The sequence below is a fragment of the Streptomyces lydicamycinicus genome, assembly GCF_000829715.2.
Lineage (GTDB): Bacteria > Actinomycetota > Actinomycetes > Streptomycetales > Streptomycetaceae > Streptomyces > Streptomyces lydicamycinicus.
Genome location: NZ_BBNO01000002.1, coordinates 718,489 through 730,447 on the forward strand (window position 1 = coordinate 718,489; position 11,959 = coordinate 730,447).

An 11,959-nucleotide genomic window follows, 5' to 3' on the forward strand; every position below is an offset into this window, starting at 1 on the left:
CGGGAATCGGAAAACGGGGAAGGGGCCAGGGCCGGGCGGCCGAGGGCGGGCAGGGACCCTGGCCCGGCGGCGCCCCTGGGCGACGGCAGGCGCCCGCCAGGTGAAGTGCCGCCGGGCAGCCGCGGATCCCGATGGTGGAAGAGCTGAATTCCCACCCGCTGGGCAGTGGCGCTCCGGCACGATGGGCCGCGTGACGTATGTGGTGAGCGTGGACACGCGCCTTCCGGCCGGTGCGGCGGAACTGGACGCTCTTCAGCGGGAGGGTGTCATCTTCCTGCTCCGGAAGGGCCTCGATGCGATTGAGGCCGTCGAGGGGCCGGACGATGTGGAAATCGAGATCTTCGATTCCATCTTGGCCGCTCACCCTGGTGGGGTCCTGCTGAAGCTGTTCGTGGATGCGCCTGCGCTGGAGGTCGCCGAGGACGCCATGCGAGAAGTCGTCGGCGAGGTCTTGGAGCAGGCGGAGTTGCTCAGCGAATGGCAGATCACCAAGTGCGAGGTCGAGCTGCACCCGGAATTCGCTCAGCAGAGTCTGGATGCCGCGGATGGCCCGGACGTGCCGCCGGCCGATCCCGTGGTACGCGCTGCTCAGCACGCCGAGGCGAGGGCCGAAGCCACTGCCGCGCGGCTCCCCGGCGAAGAGGTCGAGGCGATGCGCGGCACGGTGCGGGCCATGGCGCCGCGCCTCACCGCATTCGGACTCGACGCATTCGGCTGGTGCGAGAACGGCGAAGAGTTCGGCGTCGACCGGGAACACGCGGAACTGGCCGCCGGCGCCCTGGTGTACGCCATCGATCTCCTGGTGGACCAGCTCTTCCACGATGTGCAGACGCTCAGCGAAGCGAAGCAGTCCGTGGAGGAATGCGACGGGCTTCTGTGGTACCTCGACGATTTGCCTGCGCAGTTCGCCGCGCAGTACACCGTCCTCTTCGCCCGCCGCTTTCTCGTCACGGCCGTCTCGCTCACCGGACGCCTCACCCGCGATGACTCCGTGCAATTGGGCTGTGTGGCCGAGGAGTTCCTGCTGAATTTCCTGCTGCGTGAGGCCGGAGTGGTGCTGGATGGCTACGGCCTTTTGCACGACGGGGTCGCCGCCGCCTGGGAAGCCTTTACCGAAAAGGTGCTTGAAGGGGCCGATGGCGAGCTGTGGTACGAGATGGCCGAGGATGGCGGGGAAACTGGCGCCACGACGTCAGAAGTCGGGTCGTTGGACGTAAATCGCTGGTTCGCGCCATTCGATGCGGGGTGCTTCGTCCACCCGTACGCGGCTGACGAGGGAGCGTAGCGGGAGAGTTGGGCCTGGCGGGCCGCGCCGCGCGTGGCTTCGGACGGCCCGCAGCCGGCCGCCCCCGCCACCGGTCCCGTCCGGACCGCGAAGTGGCGGACCGAGGACAACGATGTGAAATAGCGGTGAAGGGAGTTTCGGAATCGCTCGACGGGAAATGGGCGGCACCGTGAGTTACCCCAATGACGGCATACCGCAAAATCGTCCATACGGCTCCGGTGCAAACTTTCCCTACCACGGCGGATCGAACTCTCCGGAGGGTGGCGATACGGCTCCGCTGCCGAATGTCGGGGCGCACGCTCCGTATCCCAGCAATTCACCCTCGCCGTACCATCCCGCACCGGCCGACCCGTACCACGCCGCTCCGCCCCCAACCCCCCACGCCAGCAGCGGGAGCGGGCGAGGAAACCGAAGAGGTGTCGGAGCGGATCGGCTCGCCTTGATCATTCACAGCCTCGCGGATATCGCCGCGGGATTTCTCGGGCTGTGGATCCTGCTGTATCTGCTCGAAGCGAATCACGCGAATGTCTTCGTCGACTTCGTGCACGGCATGGCCGACTGGCTCGCCGGCTGGTCGCAGGACATCTTCATGATGGATACGGAAGGGCTACGGGTCTTCTTCAACTACGCCCTCCCCGCGCTGGTTTACCTCGCCGTCGGCCATGGCGCAGCCGCCTGGCTGCGACGCCTCTGACCGCGCTTCCACCGAGCTCAGGGGGCACAGCCCGCCCCGTGCCCCCTGAGCGCCAGAGGCCGGTCCGGCGTGGGATTACTGCACGTCCACGAAGTCGCCGGTCGCCTTTACGGCCGGAGTGGTGGAGGTGCCCGCGAAGTTCCAGCGCCAGTAACCGTCCTCCGAGGCAGCGACCGTCGTCGTCAGGCCGCCGGTGCTGGAGGTGTTCACGGTCTTGACGGTGGTGTAGGTCGTCGTGCCCGCCTTGCGGAACTGGAGCCGGACGGGCTGGTTGGTGTAGCCCCGGTGGTCGAGGGTGTCCCAGTTGGCCCGGGTGAGCTTGCCGGTGACCGTGAGGGTCTTGCCCTGGGCGACCGGCTCCGGGCCTGCGTTCACGGTCAGTTCGGCGTGCCGCTGCAAGCGGGTCGTGGTGTAGTCCGCCGTGTGGGTCCCGCTGTCGTCGTTGGCCACCCCCTGCACGCTGACCTTCCAGGTGCCGGCGTCGGCGTTCGCAAGCGTCCAGTCCGGTTCGAAGGTGAACGTCTGCGAGCACGTGGAGGTCGTGGCACTTGAGGCGACGCAGTCCGCGTGGACGTAGTACTCGTTCGAGATGATGCGGTCGTCGTAGGTCGCATAGGGGTTCGCGCCGTCCGGCCCCCGCCACAGGACGAAGTCCGCGTCCTGGATGCCCGAGGGATGGGTGAAGGTCCCCGAAACCGTGATCGTCTTGTCGTAGGTGTCGACCACGACGTCCTTGCCGCCGTCGAGGACGACGTCGCTTATCTGGACCTCCCCCGGGCTCTCGCCCGCATAGGCACCGGGGATGGCGAAGCCGGCCAGCGCGGCGACGGCGGTGAGCACGGCAAAGGCAGCGCGCTTGCGCATGTGTCTCCTTCACGGAGTGACAAGAGGCCCCGCCGAACGGGCAGACGGGGTAGTTGAAGCGCAAAGCTTAAGGCTCACCCTTCCCCCTTCGACGTCGGAGGCATCTGGACCTTTGGCCCGTCCCACTGGACGTTGCCGCACAGAGCCCCGCGTATCGGATGTATCGCTCGGCCCGGGTAACGCGGCGGCGTCCCGCGACGCAGAACCGCATACGGGCGCGCAATCGCCCTGCTACGCGATCACGGCCGGGGTGACTCCTGTGGGGGGTGGCCACCCTGGCCGTGACCGCTTTCCCTGGACCACTGCTGGCTGCCGGCCGGCGCATCAGCCTCCGCAGGCGCAGCCCGGTACGGGATCCGCGTCGGCCGTCCCGCTCGCGCAGCAGCCGCCGGTGCCGCTGGTCGCGGACGGGTCGGCGCTCTTGCCCAGGGTGTCGGCGTCGGCCTTGACGACGTAGACCTCCCAGGGCTCCTTGCCGGGGCCGTGCACCCACACCTTGTCCTGGAGGGCGTAGCAGCAGGAGGTGTCGTTCTCCTCGAAGGTGGCGAGGCCGGCGTTCTTGAGGCGGGTCGTGGCGGCCGTCACCTGGTCCGTGGACCCGACCTCCACGCCGAGGTGGTCGAGGCGGGTTTCCTGGCCGGGCTCGCCCTCGATCAGTACCAGCTTGAGCGGCGGCTCGGTGAGGGCGAAGTTGGCGTAGCCCTCGCGCCGCTTGGCCGGTTCGGTGCCGAACAGCTTCGAGTAGAAGGTGATCGACGCTTCCAGGTCGCTGACGCGCAGGGCGAGCTGTGCACGTGACATGGCGAGACTCCGATCGGCTTGCATTGATGTCTGTCGATTCAAGGTTGCCTCCTGAATCGATAAGCGTCAACATAGAGGAATGTCGAATCAAGAGCTCGTGGTGATCGAGCAGACCAGCGAAGCCGGTGCATGCTGCCCCGGCCTGCTTTCGGCCCCGCTCGACGAGGGCCAGGCCGTGGAACTGTCGAAGGTGTTCAAGGCGCTGGGTGACCCGGTGCGGCTCCGCCTGCTGTCGATGATCGCCTCGCGGGCCGGCGGCGAGGTCTGCGTCTGCGACCTCACCCCCGCCTTCGACCTGTCGCAGCCGACGATCTCGCACCACCTCAAGCTGCTTCGGCAGGCCGGACTGATCGACTGCGAGCGGCGCGGCACATGGGTCTACTACTGGCTGCTGCCCGAGATGACGGACCGCCTCGCGGGCATCCTCACGCGTCCCGCGGGCGAGCCGCTGCCTGCCCGTGTCGCGGCGGACGGGGGGAGCGCGTGAGTGCCGCGCCCGAGCAGGCGGTCGCTGGCCGGCTGTCGTTCCTCGACCGCTACCTCGCCGTGTGGATTCTCGCCGCGATGGCGCTCGGTCTCGGTCTCGGCCGCGTCGTCCCTGGTCTCGGGGACGCGCTCGCCGAGGTCACCGTCACCGGGGTGTCCCTCCCCATCGCCCTCGGCCTGCTCGTGATGATGTACCCGGTCCTCGCCAAGGTGCGTTACGACCGGCTCGACACCGTCACCCGTGACCGCCGGCTGCTGCTGCCCTCTCTGCTGCTGAACTGGATCGTCGGCCCGGCACTCATGTTCGCGCTGGCGTGGCTCTTCCTTCCCGATCTGCCCGAGTACCGCACGGGGCTGATCATCGTGGGGCTGGCCCGCTGTATCGCCATGGTCATCATCTGGAACGACCTCGCGTGCGGCGACCGCGAGGCCGCCGCCGTCCTGGTCGCGCTGAACTCGGTGTTCCAGGTGGTCGCCTTCTCGGCGCTCGGCTGGTTCTACCTCTCCGTGCTCCCCGGGTGGCTCGGCCTTGAGCAGTCCGGCGAGATGGGCTCTCACCTGCTTGAGCAGAGCCGAGAGCTTGGGGGCGTGTCCGTATGGGAGATCGCCCGCAGCGTGCTGATCTTCCTCGGGATCCCGCTCACCGCCGGCTACCTCACCCGCCGGATCGGGGAGAAGGCCAAGGGACGCGCCTGGTACGAGTCCGAACTGATCCCGCGCATCGGCCCGTTCGCCCTGTACGGCCTGCTCTTCACGATCGTCATCCTCTTCGCGCTGCAAGGCGACGCGATCACCTCGCAACCGCTCGACGTCGCCCGTATCGCGCTGCCGCTGCTCGTGTACTTCGCCCTGATGTGGGCGGGCTCCATGGCACTCGGACGCTCCGTCGGACTCAACTACTCCCGTGCGACGACGCTCGCGTTCACGGCCGCCGGCAACAACTTCGAGCTGGCCATCGCGGTAGCCATCGCCACGTTCGGCGCCACCTCCGGACAGGCCCTCGCGGGCGTGGTCGGCCCGCTCATCGAAGTGCCGGTACTGATCGGCCTCGTGTACGTCGCGCTGTACGCCCGCCGCTACTTCACCACCCCCGCACCCCTGACCGAGGAAGACCCCGCGCATGCCTGACACCGATCTGCCCTCCGTGCTGTTCGTCTGCGTCCACAACGCGGGCCGCTCGCAGATGGCCGCCGCGTTGCTCACGCACCTTGCGGGCGACCGCGTACAGGTGCGGTCCGCCGGGTCCGCCCCCGCCGACGCCGTGAACCCGGCCGTTGTCGCGGCGATGGCCGAGGTGGGCATCGATGTCTCGGCCGAGGTGCCCAAGGTGCTCACCGTCGAGGCCGTGCAGGCATCCGACGTCGTCATCACGATGGGCTGCGGCGACACCTGCCCCGTTTTCCCCGGTAAGCGGTACCTGGACTGGCAGCTGCCCGACCCCGCCGGGCAGGGCGTCGAGGCCGTACGGCCCATCCGCGAGGACATCGAGCAGCGGATCCGCGGACTGCTCGACGAGATCGCCCCTGACGGGCAGGCTTGACCACTTGCGGACAACGATCAAGGCCCAGGTCGCTGACCTGGGCCTTGATCGTGGAGCGGGCGACGGGAACAGGAGCTCTTGCCGGCGGGGCGGTCAGGCGGCCGGCAGCCGGTACTTCACCCGGGATGAGTTCAGGGGCGGGCAGGCGCGGTCGCGGACCCAGGCGGCGGCCGCTGCGACGGCGCCGATCATCGCGACCGGCGCGACCAGGATGGTGACGATGGCCTGGAAGTACGGGAACGCGTACTCCCCGAGGAAGTTGATCGCGGTGCCCAGCAGGGCCGCTGCCAGGAGAATGAACGGAAGGGCCTTGGTCAGGGCCCGCGTGGTCTCTTCGCGTGCGGGGTCGTGCCGGCGCTGGAGCCTCGCGGCCACGGCGCGCCGGATGAGGAAGAAGGCGGCGACCAGGCACACGGCCCAGCCCACCCACATCAAGGGAGTGCCGGGATTGGGGTAGTGGTGCACCTCCCACACCGGCGGTCCGTGCAACTGCGTGGTCATCGCTTCACTGTCGCGGTCGAGCAGGCCACCGGGTGTTCCCGCACACCAGAGGATGATGGCGGCAACGGCAGGTATGGCGGCGCCCCTGGCCGCCGCGGTGGCGGTCTCCTTGAGGTTCGGGCGCGTGGGCAGCAGACCGCGTTCGACCGCCCAGGAGGCGGCCAGCGCGTCGACGTCGCCGCCGATGTAGTCGGTGACCGACCGGCCGTCGAAGGCGGCGGCGGTCAGGTCCGCCGCCAGCTCTTCGGCCATCTCATCGGTCGCGTCCTGTTCGATTCCGAGGCGGCGCCACGTCTCCATGGCCTGGTGTATCGCGTCCTCGACCGTCAGCGTCATGATTCCTCCCGCGTGGTCTGGCTGATGATGGAGCCGATGCTCGTGGCGAATTCGTTCCAGTCGCGGCTCCACGACCGGAGCATCTGCACGCCCGCTTCGCTGGGCCTGTAGTAGGTGCGGGCGGGACCGCCGCCCCCACTGCGGCGTTCGATCTCGACCAGCTCGCGTTTACGCAGACGCGCCAGCGCCGGGTAGATCGAGCCGTCCGCGACGTCGAGCCCCGCTTTCGCGAGCCGGACGGTCATCTCGTACCCGTAGACCGGGGCCTCCGCCATCAAGGCCAGCAGGCACATATCCAGCACCCCTCGTAGCCACTGGGCGCGCGGGGTGGATGTCTCCTCCATGGCCAGTACCTTACACAGCATGAGTCGTGCACTGCAAGCTAGTGCCGTGCAAGGTAGTGCCGTGCAAGCTAGTGCAGCTCCCTGCGGTGGCCGTACGGGCGCCTCGACCGCCCGGCGCCACGGCCGGGGGGCAACGGTGCCCGTGGTCGCCCCTGGGCTCCCGTGCGCCGAGGTGACCCATCGCCTGGACCCCGCGTCGTCGAGAGCGGGCACGTTCGCGGCACCGCGGGGAGGCGGGTGCGCACACCCGGTGGTGCGGCTGTCGGCTCAGTCCAGGACGGCGAGGTGGTCGGCGGCGCCTCCGCGCCACTCGATCAGGAAGAGGGTCGCGTCGTCGCTGGTGCTCCCGCCCCGCTCCTGTTTCAGGGTGTGGGAGAGCGAGCGCACCACCGCCCGCACTCCCTTCTCCGTGTGCTCGATGCGGTTGACCCAGTGGATGAGTTGTTCCTCGCCGAACTGCTCCTCGCCGGCTTCGTGCTCCTCGATCAGGCCGTCGGTGAAGCACAGCACCCGGTCGCCGCGTTGGAGCTTCTGCTTACTGATCCGGGGCTCTTCACCACCGAAGCCGACCGGCAAGGTGGTCGGGCTCTCCAGCTGCTGGACAACCTGGCCGTTGCGGATCAGTAGCGGTGCGGGGTGGCCCGCGTTGACCCATTGCAGGTGGCCCGTTGTGATGTTGAGGCGCATCATCTGCGCGGTGACGAAGTGGTCGGGCCCGAACTGATCGGAGATGGCCTGGTCCATGAACGCGTAGATCTCGGACAGGCCGACTTCGGCGCGTCTGGCGTGCCGGTAGGCGCCGATGGCGACGGTCGCCATGGTGGCGGCATCCAGGCCGTGGCCCATCGCATCGACCATGGCCACATGCAGGATGTCCTCGTTGAGGGCGTAGTCGAAGCTGTCGCCGGCGACGTTGTAGGCGGGCTCCAGGATTCCCGCCACCGCGACCTGCGGGACGGACATCGCCAGCGGCGGTAGCAGGGACCACTGGATCTCCGCGGCCAAGCTCATCGGTTCGCGGCGCCGGGCGAGGAAGAACTGGTCGGTGTAGCTGTGCTTGGTGACCAGCATGTCGGCGACGAGGCCGGCGAGTCTGCGCAACAAGCGCCGGTCGTCGTCATCGACGGAGTCCAGGGTGAGGGCCAGCACACCCACCTGGTCGCTGCCGTCCAGCAACGGCAGATACATCCGCACGCCGTCGTCCTGCGGTACCTCGACAGGGGCCCCCGACAGGAAGGCCGAGCCTGCGTGCGAGTCACCGATCAGCTCGGGCCGGCCGACGGTCAGCCGCCTGCCCGGCAGGGGCACCAGCAGCAGCTGCGCATAGTCCTGGAGGAGGATCGAGACGTGACGGCCGCCGACCCTCGCCACCTCTTCCGCGATCAGGGGGGCGACCAACTGCGGCGGCATCTCGTGCGCCCGATCCAGCAGCACCCCCAGCAGTCGCTCGCCGAACCCTTCCGACCGGTCCACCGCGCCCGTGTCCGCCGGCCGCTTACCTGTCGCCATACCCATGCCCTTTCACCAAGCAGCCTCCTTGCGACGTCACCCGCCGGGCCCGCCGTCTTCCACGGGTCAGCCGTTGGGCGGCCTGGCGTTCAACTGCGGTGGCTCGGCGCCGGCAGCACGGTGCGCGGGGCTGGATGAGGGTGAGGGGAAGGCGAGCCGGTCCGCGAATGACTGAGCGCAGGCGGGAGGCAATGTGGCCTTGCCGCACACCATGGTCGGAGTGTTCGAGTCCGTTGCGGCCCCTCGGCTCCTCCCGCTCGGTGAGGATCCGGAGCACACGTTCACGCCCTGCTCGGCGGCCCCCGGCCGCACAAGGACCCCCTGGCAGACGACTCTCATGCGACGGTGCACACGGGCTCCTGAAACCACCGTGATCAACTCGGACAGCGTGACCCGGCCAACCGGGCCGAAGGGCGCATTGAGCCAGCGGCGGCGTGTCAGGCTCCTTCAGGGCACCTGGCTGAACGGCGTGCGGTGGAAGGATCCGGACAAGAGATCAGCCCCAGGCTGTCGGCCTGGGGCTTTCCTCCGGAGCGGGCTGCGGGACCGGCGTCGCGCTCGCGAGGACCGACGCGACGCTCAGATACCTTTCGTCGCATCTGATACCTGAGCAATGACGGCTCGGGCGGGGGAACGTGAGGTCGGCAGCCTTGCGCCATGGCCGCCTTCGGAGTCCCAGACCGAGACCAGGGACAGTTCCATCTCCTCCGCGATCCGGCGTTGCTCCGCTTCGTTCATCAGGGCACTCGCGGTGAGGGTGCCCAGCGGATCGGCGGCCTCCGTCATGAGCCGGGCGGCGGTGGCCGGGCCGGTCTCCGGGGGGATGACCAGGAGGTCCCAACGGCCGACGCTGTAGGAGAGCAGCAGCAGCTTGTGCGGGTCTTGCTCGGCCTTGAACCAGCCGACACCCACCACATGCCCGTCGACGGGCACCTTCCGTGGGATGACCGGCCAGAACGTGGGGTTCACCGTGACGTGAGTGATCCGCCCCCACAGCGGGTCGAGGACGGCCGTCAGTGCGGGAAGTTCCGCCGTGAGGTCACGGGAGCGGGGCCACCACGCACCGTCGAGCAGAGCTGGAGCGGAGCCGGCCGGTGCCAGCATGAGTCGCAGGGGCAGCGAAGAGGTCCGGTCTTCGACCGCCGGCGTATACGGAAGGGTCGTGGTCATGATGCGGACCTTGCCCCGGGCCGACCGCGACCGGCCCGGTGTCGTGAATCGCCGAAAACGACACGAGCGTGGAGGCTGGTGTACGGAATGCCCTCGGTAGTCCCAGCTTACTCCTGGTAAGGCTCGCCGGGCCGATCCGGAGCGAGTGTGCCCACGGGGGCTGCCGGCCGCAGGAACGCGGGGGCATCCGGTCAGCCGAGGAAGGACAGCCGGACCTGGCGTTCGGGGCTGTCCCGGCCGGTGTTCACCAGTACAACGGACTGCGCGGTCCCCAGCTCCAGCTCACCATTGACCACGGGCAACGTGGCGTGGGGCGGGACCAGAGCCGGGAGCACGTGGCCGCCGCCGTGGCCTGGACTGCCGTGACGGTCCTGCCAACGGCCGTCCGCCGGAAGAATGCCGCGAAGCGCCGCCAGCAGGTCATCGTCACTGCCCGCGCCGGTCTCGATGATGGCCAGGCCGGACGTCGGGTGGGGGGTGAAGACGTTCAGCAGTCCGTTTCGTCCATGAGCGGCCTCCCGGAGGAACGCGGAGCATGCGTGTGTCAGGTCGTGCATGGTCTCAGTGGCGCCGGTTGCCATGGTGAGGGTGCGGGTGGTGAAGGTGCCAGCCATGGTTCACCGGTACCCATCCCGGAGGAACTGCACTAACGGCCGGATGGGTTGTTCCTCCGGCCTCCGCCTGCGGTCGAAAGGTGCGGACGCCGCCTGAGCAGGGCGTCAATCGTGCTCTTCTTCTTCGGCCTCCATGCGCCGGATGCCTTGGTGCGTCAGCGTGACCATGGCCGGCGTATTGCCCGCGGTCCAGTCGACCGTGATCAGGTCCTCGCCCACCAGATACGTGCAGGCGGCAGCCAGATCCTCTGCCGGGATCGCGAGATCTTGCGCCAGCTTGGCTCCGGTGACACCCAGGAGGCGGTTGCCTTCAGTGGCCTCGTACAGGGCCTGCATGATCTTCTCGCGGTACGCCTTCCGCTCGGTCAGTGATGCCATGACTGCTACCTCTGGGGAGAACTGTGTCGCGCTCATCGCGGCGGAGAAGTGGCGGGCGCCCGGTCGAGGGGACGCCCCTGGCGCAGACGCGCGTCTGAGGCCCGGTTTCCTCAGACCTCGTCCGCATGCGGCCGGTCACGCGCGGCTGACTCCCTGGTCACGAGCCATGGCGCGGCCGTCGCGTCGGGCTCGGGGGTATGCGTGGTGTCCACCGTGATGTGGAGCCGGGTCCCGCCGTCGTGGCCGGCGGGGTAGCTGCGCTGTTCGGTGGCGGGGAAGCAGTGCCGGAGCACTTCTGCGACCCGGCGCGCGGCCTCGGGGGATGCGGCGACGATACGGACCTCGGCCATCCCTGCCGAGGGCATCGGTTCTACAGGTCTCATGCCGGCCTCTCTGTCAGGCGTACGAGGCGCCCATCGGCGCATGCTCACACCTACCGCCGCCAGTCATGGAACGGCTGGCGTTCTGCCGCTCTTCTCATGCTGTCCGTCGCGAATCGCCGACGGGCGAGGAGATGAGCCGCCCTGCCCCACCGCCGGACTTTCGACTCCGGCAAGGGGGCAACGCTCGAATGTCCTGACGTGTTCACCGTACTCCGGGCGGAGGTCCACCGACCCCGTACGAGACCAGGCGTTCGCGGAGGCGGGCGGTGCGCCGCTCAGGCGCACCCCCGCCGACGCTGACGACGACCGCCGCGTCGGACCGCGCGCCGACGGCACGGCCGACCATGCCGGGGGCCGTGAGCGCTCCCTTGGGCTCGGCGATGATCAGGTCGCTGACCTCGGCAGCGCCGGCCGGCCCCGCCCGTGCCGGCGGTGAGGGCGGTGGCGAGCCGGCACGGCGGAGCGATGGCAGCGCTCTTCCGCCGTCCCTGTCGGCCAGGCCCCTCCCGCAAATCCGACAGGGCGTTGCGCATGTCGGCGGCGTGCTCCCAGCGGCGTCCGTGCTCGCTGCTGCTCATCAGCTTCCGCAGGCACGGCCCGGGACGACGTCCGCATCGACCGTCGTGCTCGCGCAACCGCCGTTTCTGCTGGTGACAGCCCTGGCCCTGAAGGGGCCTTGACGCCTCTTCAGGGCCAGGTGGTCGATGAACCTTGGACGGGTCGAGCGGCCGGAAGGGGCGCACTCCTGGGAGGAGGGGCAGAGGCGTGAACGTTCAACCCTCCAGCCCCGTCCGCCTGTTGCTTCGACGAAGGACGGCCGGGGCGCTCCATCAGCTTGATTGCCGCCCATCGACCCGGCACCCCAGCCTCCGCCGGCCTTGTGAAGAGTCAGCTCGGCTGGTCTCCGGTGTAGCGGTAGATCCCTCCGGCGGAGTTGACGTGCCAGACGGTGCCGTCGGCGGCTACGCCGATGTCCTCGGCTTTGCCGGGGATGCCGATCCAGGGGTTGGTGTCGTGTCCGGTGTACCGGTACATCTGGCCCAGGGAGTTGATT

General features: G+C 69.0%; 15 protein-coding genes. 5 read left to right on the forward strand and 10 right to left on the reverse strand.

Going from position 1 to position 11,959, the window contains the following annotated elements:
- Positions 1 to 190: 190 nt before the first annotated feature.
- The gene (locus TU31_RS08605) at positions 191 to 1,285 is read left to right on the forward strand and encodes a hypothetical protein (RefSeq protein ID WP_042151932.1); all 1,095 of its coding nucleotides are present in this window, start codon (positions 191 to 193) and stop codon (positions 1,283 to 1,285) included.
- Positions 1,286 to 1,562: 277 nt separating this feature from the next.
- Entirely contained in the window at positions 1,563 to 1,979 is a 417-nt protein-coding gene (locus tag TU31_RS08610) for a hypothetical protein (RefSeq protein WP_370682714.1), read from the forward strand.
- 75 nt (positions 1,980 to 2,054) lie between these two features.
- Here the strand turns inward: TU31_RS08610 and TU31_RS08615 are convergent, their stop codons facing one another.
- Together TU31_RS08615 and TU31_RS08620 are read right to left on the reverse strand one after the other, a co-directional pair.
- Positions 2,055 to 2,843 (reverse strand): DUF5707 domain-containing protein, encoded by a 789-nt coding sequence (locus tag TU31_RS08615; protein ID WP_042151370.1) that lies wholly within the window; start codon positions 2,841 to 2,843, stop codon positions 2,055 to 2,057.
- 324 nt (positions 2,844 to 3,167) lie between these two features.
- Complete coding sequence (locus TU31_RS08620; RefSeq protein WP_042151373.1) at positions 3,168 to 3,644, reverse strand: ArsI/CadI family heavy metal resistance metalloenzyme; 477 nt, start codon at positions 3,642 to 3,644, stop codon at positions 3,168 to 3,170.
- A 79-nt stretch (positions 3,645 to 3,723) separates the two neighbouring features.
- On the opposite strand from TU31_RS08620, the gene TU31_RS08625 reads away from it, so the two are divergent.
- Genes TU31_RS08625 through TU31_RS08635 form a run of 3 tightly spaced genes read left to right on the forward strand, consistent with a single transcriptional unit; the run spans position 3,724 to position 5,670 of the window.
- Positions 3,724 to 4,131: an ArsR/SmtB family transcription factor gene (locus TU31_RS08625; RefSeq protein ID WP_042151376.1), complete on the forward strand. Its 408-nt coding sequence runs from the start codon at positions 3,724 to 3,726 to the stop codon at positions 4,129 to 4,131.
- Positions 4,128 to 5,258 carry an ACR3 family arsenite efflux transporter gene (arsB, locus tag TU31_RS08630; RefSeq protein ID WP_042151379.1) on the forward strand — a complete coding sequence of 377 codons (1,131 nt, stop codon included), beginning with the start codon at positions 4,128 to 4,130 and terminating at the stop codon, positions 5,256 to 5,258. The genes TU31_RS08625 and arsB overlap by 4 nt, the downstream gene beginning before the upstream one ends.
- On the forward strand, positions 5,251 to 5,670 hold the full coding sequence (locus tag TU31_RS08635) for an arsenate reductase ArsC (protein ID WP_042151382.1): 420 nt from the start codon (positions 5,251 to 5,253) through the stop codon (positions 5,668 to 5,670). Before arsB ends, TU31_RS08635 begins: the two co-directional genes overlap by 8 nt.
- Positions 5,671 to 5,763: 93 nt before the next feature.
- Here the strand turns inward: TU31_RS08635 and TU31_RS08640 are convergent, their stop codons facing one another.
- From TU31_RS08640 to TU31_RS40560, 8 genes are all read right to left on the reverse strand, one after another.
- Positions 5,764 to 6,507 (reverse strand): hypothetical protein, encoded by a 744-nt coding sequence (locus TU31_RS08640; protein WP_042151384.1) that lies wholly within the window; start codon positions 6,505 to 6,507, stop codon positions 5,764 to 5,766.
- The gene (locus TU31_RS08645) at positions 6,504 to 6,851 is read right to left on the reverse strand and encodes a PadR family transcriptional regulator (protein WP_042151387.1); all 348 of its coding nucleotides are present in this window, start codon (positions 6,849 to 6,851) and stop codon (positions 6,504 to 6,506) included. Before TU31_RS08645 ends, TU31_RS08640 begins: the two co-directional genes overlap by 4 nt.
- A 267-nt stretch (positions 6,852 to 7,118) precedes the next feature.
- Positions 7,119 to 8,360 carry a PP2C family protein-serine/threonine phosphatase gene (locus TU31_RS08650; protein ID WP_042151935.1) on the reverse strand — a complete coding sequence of 414 codons (1,242 nt, stop codon included), beginning with the start codon at positions 8,358 to 8,360 and terminating at the stop codon, positions 7,119 to 7,121.
- Between the two features lie 579 nt (positions 8,361 to 8,939).
- A complete protein-coding gene (locus tag TU31_RS08655; RefSeq protein WP_042151390.1) occupies positions 8,940 to 9,530 on the reverse strand; it encodes a DUF5994 family protein in 591 nt (196 codons plus the stop codon).
- A 191-nt stretch (positions 9,531 to 9,721) separates the two neighbouring features.
- On the reverse strand, positions 9,722 to 10,144 hold the full coding sequence (locus TU31_RS08660; RefSeq protein ID WP_042151394.1) for a YjbQ family protein: 423 nt from the start codon (positions 10,142 to 10,144) through the stop codon (positions 9,722 to 9,724).
- A gap of 105 nt (positions 10,145 to 10,249) precedes the next feature.
- A complete protein-coding gene (locus TU31_RS08665; protein ID WP_042151397.1) occupies positions 10,250 to 10,522 on the reverse strand; it encodes a hypothetical protein in 273 nt (90 codons plus the stop codon).
- A gap of 110 nt (positions 10,523 to 10,632) precedes the next feature.
- Positions 10,633 to 10,905, reverse strand: a complete 273-nt coding sequence (locus TU31_RS08670) for a hypothetical protein (protein ID WP_042151401.1) — start codon at positions 10,903 to 10,905, stop codon at positions 10,633 to 10,635.
- Between the two features lie 888 nt (positions 10,906 to 11,793).
- Entirely contained in the window at positions 11,794 to 11,958 is a 165-nt protein-coding gene (locus TU31_RS40560; protein ID WP_370682715.1) for a tectonin domain-containing protein, read from the reverse strand.
- Position 11,959: the final 1 nt, after the last annotated feature.

Coding starts and splice junctions, on each gene's coding strand:
- TU31_RS08660 (WP_042151394.1), bottom strand. CDS start 10,144: ATGGCTGGCACCTTCACCACCCGCACCCTCACCATGGCAACCGGCGCC.
- TU31_RS08635 (WP_042151382.1), top strand. CDS start 5,251: ATGCCTGACACCGATCTGCCCTCCGTGCTGTTCGTCTGCGTCCACAAC.
- TU31_RS08650 (WP_042151935.1), bottom strand. CDS start 8,360: ATGGCGACAGGTAAGCGGCCGGCGGACACGGGCGCGGTGGACCGGTCG.
- TU31_RS08665 (WP_042151397.1), bottom strand. CDS start 10,522: ATGGCATCACTGACCGAGCGGAAGGCGTACCGCGAGAAGATCATGCAG.
- TU31_RS08655 (WP_042151390.1), bottom strand. CDS start 9,530: ATGACCACGACCCTTCCGTATACGCCGGCGGTCGAAGACCGGACCTCT.
- TU31_RS08625 (WP_042151376.1), top strand. CDS start 3,724: ATGTCGAATCAAGAGCTCGTGGTGATCGAGCAGACCAGCGAAGCCGGT.
- TU31_RS08645 (WP_042151387.1), bottom strand. CDS start 6,851: ATGGAGGAGACATCCACCCCGCGCGCCCAGTGGCTACGAGGGGTGCTG.
- TU31_RS08620 (WP_042151373.1), bottom strand. CDS start 3,644: ATGTCACGTGCACAGCTCGCCCTGCGCGTCAGCGACCTGGAAGCGTCG.
- TU31_RS08615 (WP_042151370.1), bottom strand. CDS start 2,843: ATGCGCAAGCGCGCTGCCTTTGCCGTGCTCACCGCCGTCGCCGCGCTG.
- TU31_RS08670 (WP_042151401.1), bottom strand. CDS start 10,905: ATGAGACCTGTAGAACCGATGCCCTCGGCAGGGATGGCCGAGGTCCGT.
- TU31_RS08640 (WP_042151384.1), bottom strand. CDS start 6,507: ATGACGCTGACGGTCGAGGACGCGATACACCAGGCCATGGAGACGTGG.